This window comes from Exiguobacterium sp. s141, assembly GCF_018618085.1.
In the GTDB taxonomy this organism is placed as follows: Bacteria; Bacillota; Bacilli; order Exiguobacteriales; family Exiguobacteriaceae; genus Exiguobacterium; species Exiguobacterium mexicanum_A.
The window spans coordinates 151,725-171,181 of sequence record NZ_JACSLJ010000005.1 but is presented as its reverse complement, the minus strand read 5'-3'; the positions used below and the strand labels follow the sequence as shown (position 1 = coordinate 171,181).

The window sequence follows — 19,457 nt, the reverse complement described above, 5'->3', positions numbered from 1 at the left end:
TTCCGGATTGCCACATTCCCTCGTCTTTGTGTACAGTAGAGAGGGAGGGAAGTCTATGAAAGAGATTAATTTTAACATCGTCGCTGACGATTCGACCGATGGCCACGGCGGTTTTGGGGTCGGTTCGCTCAGTTTGAACAATATGTCTCCCGTCATCATCGATGTCGAGGCGGGGACCGCGGTCATCGATATGGGGGCCATGCATGCTAAATCGGCGATCGAGAAACGCATCAAGTTTTTGACGGATCCGGAAGCGGTGCCGAACAGCAAACCGTACTGGATCGTCTGGGTCACGGTCGGTCGAAAGCCGGAAGGGTTCTATTATGGCGGTGTCGCGGCCTGTGACATGTCGGTCGACCTTGAGGCACGGCGCGGATACAAGCTGTTGCCGTACCACGTCAACCAGATGGACAAATCGCTCAAAGGCCGTATTCTCATCGATATGATGGATGCTCCGTCACGCAACGTGCTAGCCGCGTTTTTGAAAGAACATCGTCCTGAGATTTGGGAGCAATCGACCGAACTTCAAACCGAACTTGCGCGTCTCGATGCCGAGTGAAAAGATTGGACCGTTTTGGTCTCCAATCTTTTTTGTTTTCGTTCAAGTGAAGATGGGAATATGAACTTGTTATGATGTTGTGATTTCACCGTAATTGTATGAATATTCAGCATTATGCTATACTAAACGCACTGTGCAAAAAAGAAAGGGTGACACGATGAGTGAAACGAAGAAAATTTTAATTGGTCTCGCCTTAGGGGTCCTTGTCGGGCTAGGGCTCGCCGGTCTGTCCGGTAACGTATATGACATCGTCAATACGTATATCCTTTCCCCAGTCGGTACTGTATTTTTGAACTTGATTAAAATGCTGGTCGTTCCGATCGTCTTCTTCTCGATCATTCTCGGCGTCATGGGTCTCGGGGACCCGAAAGAGCTCGGGCGGGTCGGATCGAAGGCGCTCCTCTTCTTCTTGACGACGACAGCGCTCGCCATCATCTTGGCGATGGGTGTCGCTTCGGTCATCAAACCGGGAGAACGTGGTGACTTCCAAACGGCAAACCTTGAATTCGAATCGGGTGCGGCTGAAGAGTCGTCAAACATCGTGCAGACATTCGTCAACATGATTCCGACGAACCCGATTCAAGCGCTCGCTGAAGGCAACATGCTTCAAATCATCGTCTTTGCGGCTCTCATCGGATTTGCGATGATCGCTCTCGGCGAACGGGCCAAAACGTGGCGCCGTTTCGTCAAACAAGGCGACCGCATCATGATGCACTTGATTCACTTGGTCATGAAGCTCGCCCCATACGGCGCGTTCGCTTTGATCGCCTCGGCCATCGGAGGGATCGGTTTCGATGCTGTCAAAGCGATGGCGTGGTATATGTTCGCGGTCGTCTTGACGCTATTTTTACACTCGGTACTCGTCTACGGCGGGGCGCTCGTCCTGCTCGGGAAGATGAGTCCGGTCTTCTTCTTTAAAAACTTCTACGAAGCGATCACGCTCGCGTTTTCGACGTCGTCTTCGAACGCGACGCTCCCTGTATCGATGGAACTCGCCCAGAAGAAACTCGGCGTGCCGCGTTCCATCTCCTCATTCGTTCAGCCGCTCGGCGCGACGGTGAACATGGACGGGACGGCGATCATGCAAGGGGTCGCGACGATTTTCATCGCCCAAGTATTCGCTGCTGATTTGACGATGACCGAACTCGTGACGGTCGTCATCACAGCGGTACTCGCCTCAATCGGGACGGCGGGTGTACCTGGTGTCGGGCTCATCATGCTCGCGCTCGTCTTGCAGTCGGTTAACTTACCGGTCGAAGGGATTGCCCTGATCATCGGTGTCGACCGTATTCTCGACATGCTCCGGACGTCGGTCAACATTACCGGCGACGCGACATGCGCGGTCGTTGTCTCGAAACTTGAAGAGAAACACCTTCCACCTGTCGACGAAGACGCGTGGGATGAAGTCGAAGCAAAATAAACAAAAGGCTGACCCGTCGTTGACGGGCCGGCCTTTTCACATGAAGTGAGGGAATTGTATGGAATGGGCAGCTTTGCCGATCCCGTTGTTTGTTGTGATCAGTATCTTGTTGAATATGCTCATCGCCGTCGCCGGTATATTACCGAGCGCATTTTTGACGGCACTGAACGTGCAACTGCTAGGATTTGGACCGGGCGTCGCCGTCTCTATCGTCGGCGAGGCCGTGGGCGCTGTGCTCAGTTTTATTCTTTATCGCAAAGCGCTCCACCGGTTCACGTCATCGGATGGGGAGCGTTTGAAACGGCTCCGCGAAGCAGATGGCGTTGAGGCATGGTTTCTTGTCCTCGGGCTGAGACTGATGCCGTTCGTCCCGTCCGGACTCGTCACGCTGTCGGCCGCGTTCAGCCGAATGTCGCTCCCGTCCTTCGCCGTAGCGAGCATGATTGGGAAAGTGCCGGCATTGTTGATCGAGGCGCTCGCGGTCGCGGCGGTCTTACACGTGGCCGCGGGTTGGCAACTCGGTCTCATCGCGTTGCTCATCGTCCTGTATGCGGTTTGGCGTGTGTCTCAAAGGAGTGGCGAGAAGATATGACAGAACGCTTCGATGAAACGTTTGCCGCTCGATTTCTTGCGAAGCATTGACCAGTCGATGAGAATCGACTCATCAAAGTCTTTCAAGAACGCTTCTTGCAGCTGTTGGATGGACGACGTCTCATACTGGGCGATTGTCATCTCGTGGTTCAAATACATGCTCCTAAAATCAAAGTTAGCCGTCCCGACGAGCGCAATCTTGCCATCGATGAGGACGGTTTTTGCATGGATGAAATGGCGATTGTATTTATAAATCCGAATGTTCCGTTTGAGCAGTTGTTCGAAATAATATTCGGTCGCATGGAAGCTGAACCATTCGTCTCCTTTTCCGGGGACGACGATTCGCACATCGATGCCACGCCGGCCGGCGACTTCTAACAGCGCGAGCAACTCGGGAGGCGGAATTAAATATGGTGTCGTGATCCAAATCGACTCCTTCGCCTCCATCAAAAGCGTAATGAGCCCGTCTCGGATTGTGACATCTTTTCCAGGAGACGTGACGAGTAGCTGGGTCGCCCCGTTATCCGGTTGCGGGTCGTCGATGAAGTATTCTGGCAAATGTTTGCTGTCGGCGAACAAGTCCCAGCGTTCTGTATCGTCTTCATGACCGGCATACAGCCAATTCTCGACGAACAAACGCTGAAGTTCCCGGACGAGCGGTCCTTCGAGGCGCAGATGGGTATCACGCCAAAATCCAAGTTTTTTATGTTTCCCGAGATATTCATCCCCGACGTTCAGTCCGCCGGTGTAAGCGATTCGCCCATCGATGACGATCAACTTTTGATGGTTGCGGAAGTTGGCGTTAAAGACGAGGAGCGGGTGGACGACCGGGTCGAACGCTTCGACGTGGACGCGGGACTTGCGGAGCGGTTCGAGAAACGCTTCGCTAATCTCTTGACTGCCGAGGCCGTCATACAAAAAACGGACGGTGACATTCTCGTTGGATCGTTTAATGAGAGCGTCACGAATCTTGAGCGAGATTTCATCGGTCCGGAATAGATAATATTGGACGTGGATATGATGGGTCGCTTGCTCGATATCTTTAATCACCGCATCGAATTTTTCCTCGCCGTTGACGAGCAGTTTCGTCGACGTGTGACCATCCGCACCGGTCGCGCCGAGCTTCTCGAGTGTGCGCGTGAGAGGAAAGCGATCCGACACGTCGTTTGCCGTCTCGATCCGTTCGGCCTCGATTGCTTGCCGGAACATCCGAATCTCGGTCGAGGTCCGTTTGATGCGTCGGTGTCGTCGAGGTGTTCGGCCGAACAGTACCCAGGCGAGGGCACCGAGGAACGGAATGAACAAGACGGCGAGCAGCCAGGCGAGCTTGGCCTGCGGTTGGACATGGTCAAATAAGATATGCCAGCCGACGATGAGCGGAATGAGAAGGGCGGCCCCAATTAGGAACGGGATGAGCCCATCGATTGAGTAAAGCAAACCAAGAAAGAAGATGCCGAGTACAATCATGATGAGGAGTTGCCAGACGCGTCGTTTCAACAAGTACACCTTCTTTCTGTTCAGTTGTCATCACTAGATTCATTCCACCGTTTACACGTTCTTAACCTAAAAAACGTTTCAGCATGAAGCGCGAGGGAATTAACCGTACTGTACGACACAACGTAAAAAGGGGTGTTCATGATGAAAAAGAAAGGTGCATTGGCTGCGTCGCTGTTGGCGACGGGCATCATCCTCGGGGCTTGCGGGGGAGCAGAGGAAGAACCGATGAACAACGAAGATACCGAGATGCAAGAAGATATGGACGAAGAGGAAGACGAGGATTAAAAAAACGGCCTAGAGCGGGTGCTCTAGGCCTTCATTGCGTCAAAGCGCATAAGGAGACGGTTTACCGAAGTAATAGCCTTGGGCGAGGTCGAACCCGAGTTCGCGACAGACGTCGACTTCTTCGGGGCGTTCGATGCCCTCGGCGAGGATGGTGATGCCCATTGAGCGTGTCAATTGACGTACGTTTTTCAAGAACGCTCGTTTCTCGGCGTCTTGGTCGCAGAAGGAGATGTACGACCGGTCGATTTTGACATAGTCGGGCTCAAGTCGCTTCAACATATCGAGCGTCGAGAAGCCAGCGCCGACATCATCGAGGGCGACTTTCATACCACGCTTCTTATATGTAGAGAACACATGTTGCAAATGGGCGACATCTTGGACTTTCTCCGTCTCAACGACCTCGAAGATGAAACGATCAGGACTGAGTCCGTACCGGTCGATAAGCTCGAACGTGTGTTGGAGACAATAGTCTGGGTTATAAATCGTCGAGGGCAAGAAGTTGATGAACGTCTTCTCGTGCGGCTCGACGGCGTGATACGTCGCTTTGATCGCTTCGGCGCGAGCACGTTGATCTAGCTTCGAGTGAAGCCCGAATCGGTTCGCGGCCCGGAACAGTTCGCCCGGTGAGACGTTGTTCTGGCTTCTGAGAAGAGCCTCGTAGCCGAACCGTTCTCCGGTGTCGAGATGGATGATCGGTTGCAAGTGGCTCTCGAAGTCACCGTGTTGAATCAATTCGATCGTGTCGCGGTTGGCGATTTGTTCGAGCAGGTCGCTCGCCGAGACGACGGCGGTCTGGCGTTTTGTGCCCGGGTCGACACAGTATACGTCTTCCTCGACGGCGGCGAGGTGTTCCGTCAATTCGTCAAACGAGTCGTACGGGTGGGGCTTGTCATTGACGACGACGAGGCCCCGTTCAAAAAATGGGATGGTCGTGGAGCAGGCGGTACAAGGAGACCACATAGGATCCCTCCTTTCAAATAATCGAAATACTCTTTAATCAGTTTATCGGACAAAACTCACCTAAAACTCACACATCGAGGTAAATAAATAAAAAAATCGTGCAAAATGGGTACAGTTTTTGTATACTTCCTATCGTATGAATAAGAAGCGCCTCAAAACGCCACTCGCATACGAACAACTTTTTGAACAGAAAGGGGTTCTATCGATGGACCAAAAATTAAAATTATGGTTTACGGAGCACCAAACAGAAGATTACGGAATCACGTTCCGTGTAAACCACGTTTATGAGAGCGAACAAACGGAGTTTCAACGACTAGAAATGGTCGAAACGGACGAGTTCGGAACAATGTTGTTGCTTGACGGAATGGTCATGACGACGGATAAGGACGAATTCGTCTATCACGAGATGGTGGCTCACGTCCCACTCTTCACACACCCGAATCCGAAGCATGTGCTCGTTGTCGGTGGCGGAGACGGTGGCGTCATCCGTGAGATTATGAAACACCCATCAGTCGAAAAAGCAGTTCTCGTCGACATCGACGGGAAAGTCATTGAATATTCGAAGAAATACTTACCAAATATCGCAGGTGAACTCGACAACCCGCGTGTTGAAGTCATCGTCGGTGACGGCTTCATGCATATCGCCGAATCAGAGAACGAGTATGACGTCATCATGGTCGACTCGACAGAACCGGTCGGCCCAGCGGCCAACTTGTTCACAAAAGGATTCTACGCCGGCATCTCGAGAGCGCTCAAAGACGATGGCATTTTCGTCGCGCAGACGGACAACCCATGGTTCACGCCGGAGCTCATCCAAACGGTTCAACGTGACGTGAAAGAGATTTTCCCAATCACGAAGCTCTACACGGCCAACGTACCGACGTATCCGAGCGGCATGTGGACGTTCACGATCGGTTCGAAGCAGTATGACCCGGAAGCAGTGGCTCCGGAGCGTTTCCACGACATCGAGACGAAGTACTACACGCCGAAGCTTCACAATGCGGCCTTCGTCCTTCCGAAATTTGTGGAGGACTTGACGAAATGATTAAACGTTTCGATGAAGCCTACTCAGGCAAAGTGTTTATCGCGAGCTTGCCGGAAGTGACGGACGCGAAGACGGTCCTTTATGGGATGCCGATGGACTGGACGGTCAGTTTCCGTCCAGGCTCACGCTTCGGTCCGAACCGAATCCGTGAAGTCTCGATTGGACTCGAAGAATATAGCCCTTATCTTGATGGTGATTTGACGGAAGCAGCCGTCTATGACGCCGGTGATATCCCGCTCCCGTTCGGGAATGCCCAGAAGTCACTCGACATGATCGAGTCGTTCGTCAAAGACATCATCAAAGAAGGCAAGTTCCCACTCGGTATGGGGGGAGAACACCTCGTCACATGGCCGGTCATCAAGGCGATGCATGATGCGTACGGGGATGATTTCGTCATCTTGCACCTCGATGCGCACACGGACCTCCGTGACGACTATGAAGGTGAGCCATTGTCGCACTCGACACCGCTCAAAAAAGCGGCCGAACTCATCGGACCGTCGAACTGCTACTCGTTCGGAATTCGTTCTGGGATGAAAGAAGAGTTCGACTGGGTCAAAGAAGTCGGCTATAACATGTATAAATATGAAGTGATTGAACCGCTCAAACGCGTGTTGCCGACGCTCGCCGGGAAGAAAGTGTACGTCACGATCGACATCGACGTCCTCGACCCGTCGGCGGCCCCGGGAACGGGTACGCAAGAAATCGGCGGCATCACGACGAAAGAGTTGCTTGAAGCAGTGCACGCCATCGCGAACGCCGACATCGACATCATCGGTGCCGATCTCGTCGAAGTGTCACCAGCATATGACCAATCGGACATGACGGCCATCGCCGCCGCGAAGATTCTTCGCGAGATGATGATCGGATTCGTGAAGTAACGATGCCGAAAAAAGGTCAGCTCGAAATGGAACTGAGTGCTCGGATCACACAATGGGAGAAAGAGTATCTCGGGCGCGGCTCTTTGACGTGTAAAGCAGACCTGCTCCGCGACTTGGCCATCGTGACGCTTCAGGGCGTCTTGACCCCGGCCGAGTATGAACTGGCCGCCAAATCGGCCGGTCGTGAGCAATTGAAGAAATATCGCAATAACCTCGTCGAATCAGGGCGGGCCCAACTCGAGGCGATTTTACATGACGTGCTCGGTCGGCGTCTCGTCTCGCTTCACACGGATATCAGCACGAAGACAGGGGAACGCCTCATCGTCTTTCGACTTGATGCACCATGGGATGGCGGGATTGACAAGCCGTGACGACATTTTTACACTAGAAGCAGAGACGGTTCAGGATTGGGAAGTGTCCGTGCGACATTCCCGTCGTCCTGTTCCGGAGCTGCCGAACTAAATACCCGACAGTTGTCGGCTAGACGGAGCGAACGTGTTCGAGCCGTCGGCATGCAGCGCACACCTCTCTTTGGTGTGCGCTTTTGTCGTCCAGGAGGAAAAGATGGAACAATTGATGTTTTTATTGACGAGTGCCCCGGTGCTCCTATTCGTGACAGGTGTGATTGCCGCTCTCGGCAAATCGAATTTGAAGATTCCTGAGTCACTCAGCATCACGCTCAACCTATACTTACTGCTTGCCATCGGATTGAAAGGAGGGATGGGGCTCGCCTCGGTATCGATGGACGAGTTGGCGTTCCCGCTCGCCGTCACGCTCGTGCTTGGTCTCGTACTTCCGCTCGTCGCGTTCGGCCTTGGAGCGTTCTTGAAGTTCACGTTTCCGGAGCGCATTGCCATGGCCGCGACGTTCGGTTCGGTCTCGCTCGTGACGTATGTCGCCGCGACGGCGCAGCTCGAACGTCTCGGCATCAGTTATGAGCCGTTCATGACAACACTCGTCGTCGTCCTCGAAATTCCGGGTCTCGTCGTCGCACTGTTGTTATACAATCAAAGCCGCGTCCTCGGCATCACGGCGGCACCGACCCAATCACTCACCGTCATCCGTGACAGTCTGCTCTCGAAAAGCATCTTGCTGCTTTTGGCTGGTCTCATCGTCGGGCTGGTCACCCCGGATACGTCGGCATTAACTCCGTTTTTTGTCGATTTGTTCCCAGGCGTGTTGCTGTTGTTCTTGCTCAGCCTCGGCGTAAAGGTTGGTCATCAGCTGAAGACGCTACCGTCGTGCGGGATGAAGTTTTTAGTCGTCGGGATGACGTTTCCGCTCGTCGGCGCGGCCATCGGTTTTCTCGCTGCCGGAATGGCTGGACTGTCTGATGGGGGAACGATTCTGCTTATGACGCTCGCGGCGAGCGGGTCGTACATCGCCGCACCGGCTATGCTCCAAGCATCGGTCCCGGAGGCGGAGCCGTCGTTTTATTTGACGCTCGCCCTCGCCGTCACGTTCCCGTTCAACTTGCTCATCGGCATCCCGCTATTCATTTCGATCGTCACTTGAACAAAAGCCCTGTCTCACGATGAGACAGGGCTTTTGTTATTGGGTGATCGTCTGTTCTTCCATGCATTTTAATGCGGCCGTCCAACTGCCGAAGAGGGCGTTGATGGTCGACGTGCTCGGCACGTTGCGTCCTTCGGCCCATTTCCGGTAATGCAGAATACTGAAGTGGGACAATTCATGTTTCGCGACGCGGAGGGCTTCGATGACATCTTCTTCGTCCCATTTCCGTTTCGGCGGGGCGATGTCGAGGACGAACAAGGCGTAGCTCCAAGATCCATATTTCCGGGCGATCGTCGCGACTGTCGGATAACCGCGTTCTTGGGCCCAGATGGCGTAGTGCTGGGACGTAAGACGTTCGAGTTCTTCGGACGCTTCAATCAAGGCTTGGATGATGCGCTCTTCATTGTTTTTCGCGGCGGTCGTCTGAAGTTTCGCTTCCCGGAGCGCGTTCGACCAAGAGCCGAAACGACTGCTGATCAACGTGAGCGACGGGGAGCGTGTCACTTTCGACCATTCCCGATACGTTTGGCTCGTGAAGAGCGGTAACTCCTCGGCGGCTTGATTCAACGCGCGGAGGATGTCTTCATCCGAGTAGTAATGGAACGACATTTGGATTTGGGCAGCGGCGAGCGCCTCGCGCCAAGACCCGAACTGATGGATGACGGTGGAAAGGGACGGGACATTTTTGGTTTGCGACCATACACTATACCGTTTCGAATCGAGCTCGGCATGTTCTTGAGCAGCTAACTGCAACGCTTGTACGATTTGAGGGCGTGTCCATTTTTTCATCTTGGTGTCTCTCCTTTGGAGGGAGACGCAGCGAGCGTCTCGGAAGGTCTCTTGGTGTGAATGAACAGCATGTATTGGTTGAAGAGTCAACGAGCTAGTCAAAAAGGATGCTTACGATCGATTTCTACCTCCTTATGTGGCGTTTTAGCCAAGTTCAAAATAATGTAAACGATACCCAATTCGGGTTATATGTATTTCCATTTCCCGTTTGTCCGACAATTATTCATTATGTGAATGAAATCATGATAATAATTTCGTGAACTCCTTTTTCGCATCTATGTCGTTAATGAGAAAAAGCTCGTTTTATCTTTAAACTTGTTGAGGATAGTCGGGTAGTTTACTAGCATCGACGCATCTTTTGCGCATTCCAACTTACACCACGAACGAACAACTCAGACTCTTGGAGGTGCGAACTACCATGGCAACACTTGTGAACGTCTATCGGAAGAATCAACGCAATTTGCTCTTTTTATGTCTCGACATCTTGATCGTCTCGTTTGTATTGTACGCGACGTTTGAACTGATGTTCTCCACGATCACGTCGTACGCGGCACTCGAATCGAGCGAGATGTTGATGATGGTCGCCATTAAAATCGTCAGCTTCAGTCTCGTCGGAAGCGTCTTGAAGATTCATCGCATCGACTGGCGTTACGCTTCGGTCCATGAGATGAAACAAGTCGCCATCGCCTTACTGAGCAGTGACTTGGTGTTGTACGCCTACAACCAGTTCCACTTCGGGGCTGGCCTTGGGATGATCATCGCCGTACAAGGGTTGCTCGCATTCAACCTCATCTTGTTCACCCGCTTCTTAGCCCGCAACCATGTGTTTGACGTGTTCAAACCCCATTCGAACCATCCGGGACGAAAAGCACTCATCATCGGAGCCGGGGATTCCGGACAGTTGATTGTCCGCGAGTTGAAGGAGCATCGGACGACCGTCCTCTGCGTCGTCGGTCTGCTCGACGACAACCCGCAACTGCAGACACTCTACGTCCACGGCGTCCCGGTCCTCGGGATGACGGACGATTTGGAACGCATCATTCAAGAACATGGTATCGAAGTGGTTATTTTGGCCATTCCAAGCTTGCCTTATACACGGCGTCTCGCCTTGCTGAAACGAATCGAGAAGACAGGAGCCGAATCCCACGCCTTGCCGATGATTTCGGAACTGGCGACCGGAAAAGTCTCCATCAACGAAATTCGCGAAGTGAAAATCGAGGATTTGCTAGGACGTGAGCCGGTTCAATTGGACATATCTGGAATATCTCGCCATGTCGAAGGCGCGACTGTGCTCGTCACTGGCGCCGGTGGATCAATCGGCTCGGAGTTGTGTCGCCAATTGATCAAATTCGCCCCGGCAGAAATGATTCTCCTCGGTCATGGGGAGAACAGCATTTACTTGATTGAGCGAGAGTTGCGTGGGCTCGGCACGGAGACGATCCTGCATCCGGTCATCGGGGATGTGCAAGACGAAGCTCGGCTCGAAGATGTGTTCCGCACGTACCAGCCGGACATCGTCTATCATGCCGCCGCTCACAAACATGTGCCACTCATGGAAGACAATCCGCTCGAAGCCGTCAAAAACAATATTTACGGGACAAAACATATGGTCGATGTCGCGGCCCGGCATAACGTGAGCCGCTTCATCATGGTCTCGACCGACAAGGCGGTCAATCCGACGAACGTGATGGGCTCGACAAAACGAATCGCCGAGATGGTCGTCCAAGAGAAAGCCCGAACGAGCGAGACGATCTTCGCAGTCGTACGCTTCGGAAATGTCTTAGGCAGTCGCGGCTCGGTCGTACCGCTCTTTAAAGAACAGATTCTCCGGGGCGGACCGGTCACCGTCACCGATCCTGAGATGACCCGCTACTTCATGACCATCCCGGAAGCGAGCCGGCTTGTCATCCAAGCGAGCGTCTTGTCCAGAGGGGGAGAGATTTTCGTGCTCGACATGGGCGAGCCGGTCAAAATCATTGACTTGGCGAAGAAAATGATCGAGTTGAGCGGTTTTACGACCGAACAGATCGACATTGAAGTCACCGGCATTCGTCCGGGTGAGAAGTTATATGAAGAATTGCTCGCCGCGAGCGAACTCGGTCCAGAAGCGAACGTCTTCCCCAAAATCTTTGTCGGCCGGACCCGTCCCTTCACGACCGTCGCTTCCGTGCTGCACCTGATTGAGACGTTACGAGACGACCAAGAGGCCCTGATCTACCTGCTGCTTTTTATCGCCAATAGTGACGACCTCGACCGAGACATCGATCGTCTCTTTACACATGGCGTGAAGCGAATGCGTCCTCATATCGCCGGGACACGCCTCGCTGACGGAAATTGAAGGTCATAACGAGTGAAGAGGGGGAGAATGATGGTCGATCAAACGGTTCTTATTGTCGGGGTAGCCAGTTTCCAAGGGTTTCATATCGCACGTCGGCTATTGCAGGAAGGATTTGATGTCGTCGGGATTGACGATGAAGGGCGGCACAAGACGCGAATCGCCAAACAGCGGCTCTACGTTCTCACCCACCCGCAGTTCCATTTGATCCGTTCAACGCTCGCGAACAAGACAGTCATGCGCAGCGTTTTGAATCGACACGAACCGAGACACATCATCTTATGTTCGACCCGTCGCCATAACGGAAGTGAAGAGCCGCTGGAACGTTACGAGTTGATGAAACGCTACATCGCCATCCAAACGAAACGGGTCCCGGTTGAATCGTTCATCACGTTCGACTTGCCTGTGAAACAGGAGGACGGGGAACGTCCGGTGATCCATCTGTTCACAGAAGACGTCTTCGGACCTTGGGACGATGCCTCGACGCTAGTGTCAAAGGCCATTGTCGCCGTCGACCGCGGTGTCCGACTCTCAGGGTATTACGCGACGGATATCATCAACGTCTCTTATATCGATGATGTCGTCGAATCGGTCGTCCGCTTGCTTCGCTTGATTCAAACCGGGATGTCGCCAGTCGGATATTTCCAAATCCCGGCCTCCGACTACGTGAACGTCCAAACGTTACTGTCCGACATCGGACATATCCTCAACAAATCGGCGAAGACGTCGTTGCCGATGCGCGAGTCGGTACTTCGGCAGTCGGCCGTTCCGACGCTCGACACGCTGATCGGCTTCAGCCCGAGCACATCGCTGTTTGAAGGACTCGAGCAAGTCGTCGATTGGTATATCTCGTATAAAACCATGATGAAGGAGGGCATCAAATGAACATCCTATTATCGAAGCCCCATATGTCGGGCCGTGAGATGGCCTACATCGAAGAGGCGTTCGCGAGCAATTGGATCGCCCCGCTTGGGCCAAACGTCAACGCGTTTGAGGCGGAAGTCGCCGCTTACGCAGACCATCCGTACGCCTTGGCGACAAGCTCAGGGACGGCTGCCCTCCATTTGGCGCTACTTACGCTCGGCGTCGGGACAGGGGACACGGTCTTCTGTCAGTCACTCACGTTCGTCGCATCGGTCAATCCAATCCGTTACGTCGGCGCCATTCCGGTCTTTATCGACTCGGAAACGACGACGTGGAATATGTCGCCAGACGCGCTTCGGAAAGCGCTCGTCCAAGCCGCGACGAAAGGAAAGCTTCCGAAAGCGGTCATCGTCGTCCATCTGTACGGCGTCGTCGCGAAAATCGGTGAGATTCGCCACATCTGTCGTGAGTTCGGTGTCCCATTGATCGAGGACGCGGCCGAATCACTCGGCTCGACGTGGCACGGGCAAATGACGGGAACCATCGGGGACATCGGGTTTTATTCGTTCAACGGCAATAAAATCATCACGACATCAGGCGGCGGCATGCTCATGGTACCGAATGAGGAAACGAGACAGTTGGCGCTCAAGTTGGCCACGCAAGCTCGGGAAGACGCGCCGCATTATGAGCACGAACAAGTCGGCTATAACTATCGATTGAGCAACGTCTCGGCCGGGATCGGTCGGGGACAGCTCGAAGTGATTGAGCAGCGCGTTCAAGCACGACGTCGCGTGTTCGCCCGCTATGAGCATATGTTCCGTCAGCTCGGGACGACATATCAGCAAGAAGTCCCGCACTCACGGGCCAATCGTTGGCTGACCGCCATGCAGTTGGATCAGACAGACTTGCACCGTGACACGGTGATGGAGCGACTTGCCAGTGCCGGCATCGAATCTCGTCCTGTCTGGAAACCGATGCATCTGCAACCGGTGTATCGCGATGCCGAATATGTGACGGTCGATGGAGAAGATGTCAGTCGGCGTCTGTTCGAGAATGGGATTTGCCTTCCATCGGGATCCGACTTGACCCTCGGGGAACAACAGCAAGTCATCCAGACCGTGCTCGATACGCGCTCGATCGTCACGGAACAAAGTGTCTGAGGAGGACGAACGATGAACCGGGAAGCAGAGATCATTCAAGCGCTTCGAGCCGCTGCATCTCTGACTCCGACCCTCACGGTTAAACAATATCAGCTCTGGAGCCGAGACCGGGACGTCCCGACATTTCTCGACGTTCTCAATTTTTACGGGTCATGGACCGGCGCCTTGAAAGCAGCCGGCCTCTTAGAAGCCCGAAAGCACTATACCCAACAAGAACTCGTTGCAGCGCTTCGGCTCGCACTTGAACAGGAAGGGAAGTTGACGAGCACCCATTACCAACAATGGGTCAAAGATCATCCCGGTCCTTCCCTAGGTGATATTATTTCCCATTTCGGGTCTTGGAGTCTGGCCGTGAAAACGGTAGAGCGTTTAGAGGAGCTCCATTTTACCGTCCAGCCAGAACGTGAAAAAGCAGAAATCGTTCAATCGTTGCTAGAAGCAAGTCGGGTCGTCGTGCCATTCAACGCGATCACCTATCAAAAATGGGCGAAACAACATAAACGACCAAGTGTCGCCAAAGTATCCCGTCGGTACGGCTCCTGGAAACGGGCGCTCGCCGAACTAGAGCTTCGTGAGTCGTGTGAAGGAAAGAAGTGAAGACAGAGGAGGGGTCTCGATGAACGGAGCGTTTGTCATCTCACTAGATTTTGAATTGAACTGGGGCACGTTTGACGGTACGACGATTGAGGCGTATGGCGATAATTTACTCGGGGTCCGGCAAGTCGTACCGAGCTTGCTCGACTTGTTTGCCGCGCACCAGATTCATGCGACTTGGGCGACGGTCGGATTCCTGTTCTATGAGACGAAAGCAGAGCTATTGAAAGATTTGCCGACGATTCAACCGGCGTATCGGCATCCCGAATATTCTTCGTACAATTGGATGCAGCACGTCGGGGCGGACGAGGCGGTCGACCCGTATCACTTCGGGAAATCACTCGTCGATCAAATCGCGGCGACACCTGGTCAAACCATCGGGACGCATACGTATTGTCATCTATCTTGTTTAGAAGAAGGAGTGACCATCGAGGCGTTCAAGGCCGATCTCGAGGCGGCGAAGCGGGTGGCCGCACGTCGCGACTTATCCATTCAGAGCATCGTCTATCCGCGCAATCAATCGAGCCCGGCGCATTTCCAAGCGGCACAAGAAGTCGGAATCGATGTCTATCGCGGCAATGAGACCCATTACATTTATCGGGCCGATGCGAGAAGGGATGAGGGATTAGGACGACGGGCTCTTCGTCTGCTTGATGCCTACGTCAATTTGACGGGCCACCACACGGTCTCGTGGGCAGCCATTCGGCAATCATCTCCTTATAACGTCCCATCGAGCCGATTCCTGCGACCTTACGTGCCGGCGCTTCGCTTCCTCGACCGACTCAAAGTGCGGCGCATCAAACGGAGCATGACGCATGCGGCAAAACGGGGGGAAGTGTTCCATCTTTGGTGGCACCCGCACAACTTCGGCAAACATGTATCCGAAAACATGGCCTTGTTGGGTGAAATCATCGCCCATTATGAAACGTTGCATCAAACGTATCAATTTGAAAGTTTATCGATGGAAGAAGTGGCGGACCGTTGCCGCCCGGCCGTCGTCTCGACGCAGGAGCGACACGGATGAGAGGCGTTCGGAGGAAGAGAAAGGGGAGGGACAAAATGGGCCGACCGATCGTACTACTCATTGGAGAACACCGGACATCTGCCTACGTCTATCATGCGATCCGCAACTTAGGGGTAACCCATGTCGTTCAGGAAGATGGGTCGAGCGAGCATCGTCCGGAATCCATCAAGCATTGGCTGACGCATGTATACGTCCGGCTGACGTCGCCTGTCATGCGCCTTTCGAGCCGGACGCGGATCCGAGAACTGAAAGGTCGCTATCCATTGAACGATGAGCCGATTCCGTTCCACCACATTCTACGTGTCACCTCATTGAACGATACGAAGACGACGATGTGGCTCGATCGTCTCGACCCGCAGCTCATCGTCACCCATGAGACGGGGCCGATTGACCCGAGCGTCCTCGCCCGCTTCGACTGCCCGGTATTGACGGTCGCACCGACGATGGCAGAAGGACAACTCCAAGCGTACTGGGCGTTCCGGGCCAAACCGGACGTCTGTGAGGCACGAATCGAACAGTGGACCGAGCGGGGCTGGTCTGTGGTCGACCGGGCCGTGCTCTACATCGGCGGGACGGATAATTTTGCCACGTATCCGTACTTACAGCTCACGACGGCGCTCCCGCTCTTGAGACGTCAAATCGAGTTATTGCTAAAGGAAGATGTGTATGACCGTCGAACGGCAAAATAACGGCCAAAGCGCGATGCTTTGGCCGTTTAGCTTTGGGTGATGCAATAGTGTTGGATGGCGTCATTATAATAGACGGCCAGTCCTGGCGCGTACTTGTCATAGAACGCGGTGAAACGCTCGTCCGTGACGTACATCTGACCGAGTCCGCTGAACATGTCGAGCGAGCAGTCATAAAACTGGTCATTGATGAACAGGTGGTTCGCCCGGACGGCCGCTTGGACACGCGGGTCTTCGACCGGGACGCCGGCAGTGAACAAGTCGACGAGCGGCTTGACGAGATCGACTTGTTGTTGACTGAGCGCTTCCCAGTCTTCTTTCGATCGCTTGTCGGCGCGCGCACGTGACGTCTTGTACGCCTCACTTTCGCCCCAACGTTCTTCTGTCTCCGCCTCATGCTTCGCTTCATGGGCTTTCAGTTCGTCAAACGATAATCCCTTGAACAACGATTTGTCTTCCATTGGAATTCCTCCTCTCAGTGAGGTGAGCGTCGATTCCGCCGTCTCGGCGAGTGTCGCAAAATAGGCGGCTTTCGCGCGCAGGGCGGTCACTTGCTCCTCGAGGGCACGGGTCCGATCGAACGGTTCGGCTTCGAGTAAGCCTTGAATCGTCTCGAGCGGGAAGTCGAGCGAACGATACAGCAGAATCGTCTGCAACCGCTCGGCATCATGCAACGAGTAGCGCCGATAGCCGTTGACGTCACGTTCCGGGACGAGCAGACCGACGGCGTCATAATGACGCAACGTCCTTGTGGTCGTGCCAGAGAGCGTCGCGAGTTGTTGAATCGTGTACATGTCCTCACCTCCTTGAAGTCAGCGTACACGTTGACGTCGCGTCAAGGTCAAGCCTCTTTTTCGAACAAAGAGAATCCATCTCGTTCGCCGACATAATTGAAGCCGAAGCGAGGATAATAGGCGTTCAAGAAGTGATTCGTGGCGACGCAGTCGAGACGGATGCGATTCGACGTCGCTGCAAGCGCATAACGCATCAACTGTTCACCGACTTGTCGGCCTTTCATCCGGTCATCGACGACGAGGCGGTGTAAATAGACGGCCGCGTCAGGATCGTCCCACAAGTTCTCGTCCCAAGACGTCGGTGGGATCAAGCTGACCGACCCGGCGATGTCTCCGTTCGCTTCGTATACATAGACGGTTCCGTTCGTGACGTCATGGGTCACAAAATCGGTCCGACTCGGCTCTAAATATTTTTGCCATTGCGTTTTTCCGGCGGCCCGAAACGATTGCGCTTTCGTTAAAATCAGTTGATCGATTGCCGAGAGATCGGCCTGTGTGGCCAAACGGATCATGTAAGTCGCCTCACTTTCATTTCATTTCAAATTCGTGTAGGGTACACGATGAGTAAGCTGTTAAAAACATCTTTGTGTCGTGGAATGATTTTTGGTAAGATAAACTTACTGCAATCGTGCAAACGATTGCGCTAACGAGATAAAGAGATAACAGCACTAATATTAGTATATAGGATGCGCAGTGAGTTTAGGGACAAGGGAGTATCATTGACACATGCAACTTTTACAACGTGACCAACACACACAAACGAAAACACTGAAACGAAACTGGTGGAAAGAAGCTGTCGCTTATCAAATCTACCCGCGCAGTTTTTATGATGCGAACGGGGACGGGATTGGCGATATTCAAGGCATCATCGACAAACTCGATTACTTGAAAGACCTCGGCGTCGACGTCATCTGGATTTGTCCGATGTACAAATCGCCAAATGATGACAACGGCTATGACATTAGCGACTATCAGGACATCATGGACGAGTTCGGGACGATGGAAGATTTCGACCGTCTGTTGACGGAAGTCCATGCGCGCGGCATGAAATTGCTGTTAGACCTCGTCGTCAACCATACGTCGGATGAGCACCCATGGTTCATCGAATCGAAGAGCTCAAAAGACAATCCGAAGCGTGACTGGTACATTTGGCGTGACGGCAAACCCGACGGCTCGAAACCGAACAACTGGGAGTCCATTTTTGGCGGGTCGGCTTGGGAGTTTGACGAGACGACGGAACAATACTTCTTGCACGTCTTCTCGAAGAAACAGCCGGACCTGAACTGGGAGAACGCCGAGATGCGCCAGACGGTGTACAACATGATCAACTGGTGGCTCGACAAGGGGATTGACGGTTTCCGTGTCGATGCAATCAGCCATATCCGCAAACACCCGTCGTTCGGCGACTTGCCGAACCCGGAAGGTCTCGACTTCGTGCCATCGTTCGAAATGCATATGAACGTCGACGGGATTCACGGTTATTTGGAAGAACTTCGCGACGAGACGTTCAACAAGCACGACATCATGACTGTCGGCGAAGCGAACGGCGTCTCACCTGACGATGCCCACCTTTGGGTCGGCGAGAAGGAAGGCAAGATGAACATGGTGTTCCAATTCGAACACATGGATCTCTGGCGTGAAGACGCCGAGTCGAAGCTCGACGTCGTCCATTTGAAGAACGTCCTCACGAAATGGCAAAAAGGTCTCGAAGCAGACGGCTGGAACGCCCTTTACGTCGAGAACCATGACCAAACGCGGACCGTGTCATCATGGGGTGATGACGAGCGCTATTGGAAAGAGAGCGCCAAGTCGATTGCGATGATGTATTTCCTCATGCAAGGGACGCCGTTCATCTATCAAGGCCAAGAGATCGGCATGACGAACGTGAAGTTCGACTCGATTGACCAGTACGATGATATCGCGACGCGCAACCGGTATTACATCGGTCTCGAGAACGGCAAGAGCCATGACGAGATGATGGCCATCACGTGGAACTCGTCACGTGATAACACGCGCACACCAATGCAGTGGAGCGACGCCCCGAACGCGGGCTTCACGTTCGCGGAGACGCCGTGGTTCGGCATCAACCCGAACTACACGGACATCAACGTCGGCGCCCAGCTCGAAGACGACGACTCGATTCTCAACTTCTATAAAGAGATGATTCATCTTCGCAAGCAAGATGAGACATTCGTCTATGGGACGTATGACATCGTCTTGCCTGAGCACCCAGAGATTTACGCGTACACACGCACGCTCGGTGACTCGCAATACCTCGTCATGACGAATTTGACAGGGAAAGAAGCCATCTTTGCGACGGAGATCACGCTTCGCTCAGAAGACGTCGTCTTGAAAAACATGCCGCTCGAGCCGCATGACGAGACGACACTGCTTCATTTGAAGCCGTTCGAAGGTCGCGTCTATAAGCTAAGTTGATTCAAAGACAGGGGGAACCCTGTCT

At 53.5% G+C, this 19,457-nt stretch carries 20 protein-coding genes; 15 read left to right on the top strand and 5 right to left on the bottom strand.

The genetic code is table 11. From position 1 onward, the window contains the following. Positions 1 to 55 precede the first annotated feature (55 nt). The 3 genes from KNP74_RS11895 (at position 56) to KNP74_RS11885 (ending at position 2,571) form a co-directional block, all read left to right on the top strand. Positions 56 to 559, top strand: coding sequence for a YwhD family protein (locus KNP74_RS11895; RefSeq protein WP_214764385.1), 504 nt, complete (start codon positions 56 to 58; stop codon positions 557 to 559). A gap of 157 nt (positions 560 to 716) precedes the next feature. Next, positions 717 to 1,979, top strand: coding sequence for a dicarboxylate/amino acid:cation symporter (locus KNP74_RS11890; protein ID WP_138858736.1), 1,263 nt, complete (start codon positions 717 to 719; stop codon positions 1,977 to 1,979). A 58-nt stretch (positions 1,980 to 2,037) separates the two neighbouring features. Next, positions 2,038 to 2,571, top strand: coding sequence for a TVP38/TMEM64 family protein (locus KNP74_RS11885; RefSeq protein ID WP_214764384.1), 534 nt, complete (start codon positions 2,038 to 2,040; stop codon positions 2,569 to 2,571). Here KNP74_RS11885 and cls read toward each other — a convergent pair. Continuing rightward, positions 2,547 to 4,076, bottom strand: coding sequence for a cardiolipin synthase (cls, locus tag KNP74_RS11880; RefSeq protein ID WP_214764383.1), 1,530 nt, complete (start codon positions 4,074 to 4,076; stop codon positions 2,547 to 2,549). The genes KNP74_RS11885 and cls overlap by 25 nt on opposite strands. A 132-nt stretch (positions 4,077 to 4,208) precedes the next feature. On the opposite strand from cls, the gene KNP74_RS11875 reads away from it, so the two are divergent. Beyond that, positions 4,209 to 4,352, top strand: coding sequence for a hypothetical protein (locus tag KNP74_RS11875; protein WP_161787553.1), 144 nt, complete (start codon positions 4,209 to 4,211; stop codon positions 4,350 to 4,352). A gap of 39 nt (positions 4,353 to 4,391) precedes the next feature. Here the strand turns inward: KNP74_RS11875 and KNP74_RS11870 are convergent, their stop codons facing one another. Continuing rightward, the gene (locus KNP74_RS11870) at positions 4,392 to 5,312 is read right to left on the bottom strand and encodes an EAL domain-containing protein (protein ID WP_251130175.1); all 921 of its coding nucleotides are present in this window, start codon (positions 5,310 to 5,312) and stop codon (positions 4,392 to 4,394) included. Between the two features lie 205 nt (positions 5,313 to 5,517). On the opposite strand from KNP74_RS11870, the gene speE reads away from it, so the two are divergent. The 4 genes from speE (at position 5,518) to KNP74_RS11850 (ending at position 8,750) form a co-directional block, all read left to right on the top strand. Beyond that, a complete protein-coding gene (gene speE, locus KNP74_RS11865) occupies positions 5,518 to 6,357 on the top strand; it encodes a polyamine aminopropyltransferase (RefSeq protein ID WP_114165210.1) in 840 nt (279 codons plus the stop codon). Continuing rightward, entirely contained in the window at positions 6,354 to 7,235 is an 882-nt protein-coding gene (gene speB, locus KNP74_RS11860) for an agmatinase (protein ID WP_034779331.1), read from the top strand. Before speE ends, speB begins: the two co-directional genes overlap by 4 nt. A gap of 2 nt (positions 7,236 to 7,237) precedes the next feature. After that, positions 7,238 to 7,606 carry a Na-translocating system protein MpsC family protein gene (locus KNP74_RS11855; RefSeq protein ID WP_034779329.1) on the top strand — a complete coding sequence of 123 codons (369 nt, stop codon included), beginning with the start codon at positions 7,238 to 7,240 and terminating at the stop codon, positions 7,604 to 7,606. A gap of 193 nt (positions 7,607 to 7,799) precedes the next feature. After that, positions 7,800 to 8,750 (top strand): sodium-dependent bicarbonate transport family permease, encoded by a 951-nt coding sequence (locus tag KNP74_RS11850; protein WP_214764382.1) that lies wholly within the window; start codon positions 7,800 to 7,802, stop codon positions 8,748 to 8,750. A 36-nt stretch (positions 8,751 to 8,786) separates the two neighbouring features. Here KNP74_RS11850 and KNP74_RS11845 read toward each other — a convergent pair whose 3' ends face one another. Then, the gene (locus KNP74_RS11845) at positions 8,787 to 9,539 is read right to left on the bottom strand and encodes a homing endonuclease associated repeat-containing protein (protein WP_034779320.1); all 753 of its coding nucleotides are present in this window, start codon (positions 9,537 to 9,539) and stop codon (positions 8,787 to 8,789) included. Between the two features lie 418 nt (positions 9,540 to 9,957). Between KNP74_RS11845 and KNP74_RS11840 the strand changes: the two genes are divergently transcribed. From KNP74_RS11840 to KNP74_RS11815, 6 genes are read left to right on the top strand one after another with little or no spacing between them, the layout of a single operon-like run. Then, positions 9,958 to 11,877, top strand: a complete 1,920-nt coding sequence (locus KNP74_RS11840; protein WP_214764381.1) for a polysaccharide biosynthesis protein — start codon at positions 9,958 to 9,960, stop codon at positions 11,875 to 11,877. Between the two features lie 30 nt (positions 11,878 to 11,907). Continuing rightward, entirely contained in the window at positions 11,908 to 12,759 is an 852-nt protein-coding gene (locus KNP74_RS11835) for an NAD-dependent epimerase/dehydratase family protein (RefSeq protein WP_167491737.1), read from the top strand. Beyond that, complete coding sequence (locus tag KNP74_RS11830) at positions 12,756 to 13,898, top strand: DegT/DnrJ/EryC1/StrS family aminotransferase (protein ID WP_214711082.1); 1,143 nt, start codon at positions 12,756 to 12,758, stop codon at positions 13,896 to 13,898. The genes KNP74_RS11835 and KNP74_RS11830 overlap by 4 nt, the downstream gene beginning before the upstream one ends. Before the next feature lie 12 nt (positions 13,899 to 13,910). Continuing rightward, a complete protein-coding gene (locus KNP74_RS11825; RefSeq protein ID WP_214764378.1) occupies positions 13,911 to 14,495 on the top strand; it encodes a hypothetical protein in 585 nt (194 codons plus the stop codon). 19 nt (positions 14,496 to 14,514) lie between these two features. Then, the gene (locus KNP74_RS11820; RefSeq protein WP_138858745.1) at positions 14,515 to 15,516 is read left to right on the top strand and encodes a polysaccharide deacetylase family protein; all 1,002 of its coding nucleotides are present in this window, start codon (positions 14,515 to 14,517) and stop codon (positions 15,514 to 15,516) included. Positions 15,517 to 15,551: 35 nt separating this feature from the next. Further along, the gene (locus KNP74_RS11815) at positions 15,552 to 16,205 is read left to right on the top strand and encodes a hypothetical protein (protein WP_214764377.1); all 654 of its coding nucleotides are present in this window, start codon (positions 15,552 to 15,554) and stop codon (positions 16,203 to 16,205) included. A gap of 26 nt (positions 16,206 to 16,231) precedes the next feature. On the opposite strand, the gene KNP74_RS11810 is transcribed toward KNP74_RS11815, so the two are convergent. Together KNP74_RS11810 and KNP74_RS11805 are read right to left on the bottom strand one after the other, a co-directional pair. Beyond that, positions 16,232 to 16,996 (bottom strand): MerR family transcriptional regulator, encoded by a 765-nt coding sequence (locus tag KNP74_RS11810; protein WP_138858747.1) that lies wholly within the window; start codon positions 16,994 to 16,996, stop codon positions 16,232 to 16,234. Between the two features lie 47 nt (positions 16,997 to 17,043). Continuing rightward, positions 17,044 to 17,508 (bottom strand): GNAT family N-acetyltransferase, encoded by a 465-nt coding sequence (locus KNP74_RS11805; protein WP_138858748.1) that lies wholly within the window; start codon positions 17,506 to 17,508, stop codon positions 17,044 to 17,046. A gap of 214 nt (positions 17,509 to 17,722) precedes the next feature. Here KNP74_RS11805 and KNP74_RS11800 point away from each other — a divergent pair, with 214 nt between their 5' ends. Next, positions 17,723 to 19,432 (top strand): glycoside hydrolase family 13 protein, encoded by a 1,710-nt coding sequence (locus KNP74_RS11800; protein WP_305827526.1) that lies wholly within the window; start codon positions 17,723 to 17,725, stop codon positions 19,430 to 19,432. Positions 19,433 to 19,457 lie beyond the last annotated feature (25 nt).

What these genes read in the sequence shown, in the direction of transcription:
- KNP74_RS11850 (WP_214764382.1), top strand. Translation starts at nt 7,800, where the DNA reads ATGGAACAATTGATGTTTTTATTGACGAGTGCCCCGGTGCTCCTATTC.
- speB (WP_034779331.1), top strand. Translation starts at nt 6,354, where the DNA reads ATGATTAAACGTTTCGATGAAGCCTACTCAGGCAAAGTGTTTATCGCG.
- KNP74_RS11805 (WP_138858748.1), bottom strand. Translation starts at nt 17,508, where the DNA reads ATGATCCGTTTGGCCACACAGGCCGATCTCTCGGCAATCGATCAACTG.
- KNP74_RS11845 (WP_034779320.1), bottom strand. Translation starts at nt 9,539, where the DNA reads ATGAAAAAATGGACACGCCCTCAAATCGTACAAGCGTTGCAGTTAGCT.
- KNP74_RS11840 (WP_214764381.1), top strand. Translation starts at nt 9,958, where the DNA reads ATGGCAACACTTGTGAACGTCTATCGGAAGAATCAACGCAATTTGCTC.
- KNP74_RS11820 (WP_138858745.1), top strand. Translation starts at nt 14,515, where the DNA reads ATGAACGGAGCGTTTGTCATCTCACTAGATTTTGAATTGAACTGGGGC.
- KNP74_RS11870 (WP_251130175.1), bottom strand. Translation starts at nt 5,312, where the DNA reads ATGTGGTCTCCTTGTACCGCCTGCTCCACGACCATCCCATTTTTTGAA.
- KNP74_RS11825 (WP_214764378.1), top strand. Translation starts at nt 13,911, where the DNA reads ATGAACCGGGAAGCAGAGATCATTCAAGCGCTTCGAGCCGCTGCATCT.
- KNP74_RS11855 (WP_034779329.1), top strand. Translation starts at nt 7,238, where the DNA reads ATGCCGAAAAAAGGTCAGCTCGAAATGGAACTGAGTGCTCGGATCACA.
- KNP74_RS11875 (WP_161787553.1), top strand. Translation starts at nt 4,209, where the DNA reads ATGAAAAAGAAAGGTGCATTGGCTGCGTCGCTGTTGGCGACGGGCATC.
- KNP74_RS11830 (WP_214711082.1), top strand. Translation starts at nt 12,756, where the DNA reads ATGAACATCCTATTATCGAAGCCCCATATGTCGGGCCGTGAGATGGCC.
- speE (WP_114165210.1), top strand. Translation starts at nt 5,518, where the DNA reads ATGGACCAAAAATTAAAATTATGGTTTACGGAGCACCAAACAGAAGAT.
- KNP74_RS11895 (WP_214764385.1), top strand. Translation starts at nt 56, where the DNA reads ATGAAAGAGATTAATTTTAACATCGTCGCTGACGATTCGACCGATGGC.
- KNP74_RS11815 (WP_214764377.1), top strand. Translation starts at nt 15,552, where the DNA reads ATGGGCCGACCGATCGTACTACTCATTGGAGAACACCGGACATCTGCC.
- KNP74_RS11885 (WP_214764384.1), top strand. Translation starts at nt 2,038, where the DNA reads ATGGAATGGGCAGCTTTGCCGATCCCGTTGTTTGTTGTGATCAGTATC.
- KNP74_RS11800 (WP_305827526.1), top strand. Translation starts at nt 17,723, where the DNA reads ATGCAACTTTTACAACGTGACCAACACACACAAACGAAAACACTGAAA.
- KNP74_RS11835 (WP_167491737.1), top strand. Translation starts at nt 11,908, where the DNA reads ATGGTCGATCAAACGGTTCTTATTGTCGGGGTAGCCAGTTTCCAAGGG.
- KNP74_RS11810 (WP_138858747.1), bottom strand. Translation starts at nt 16,996, where the DNA reads ATGTACACGATTCAACAACTCGCGACGCTCTCTGGCACGACCACAAGG.
- KNP74_RS11890 (WP_138858736.1), top strand. Translation starts at nt 717, where the DNA reads ATGAGTGAAACGAAGAAAATTTTAATTGGTCTCGCCTTAGGGGTCCTT.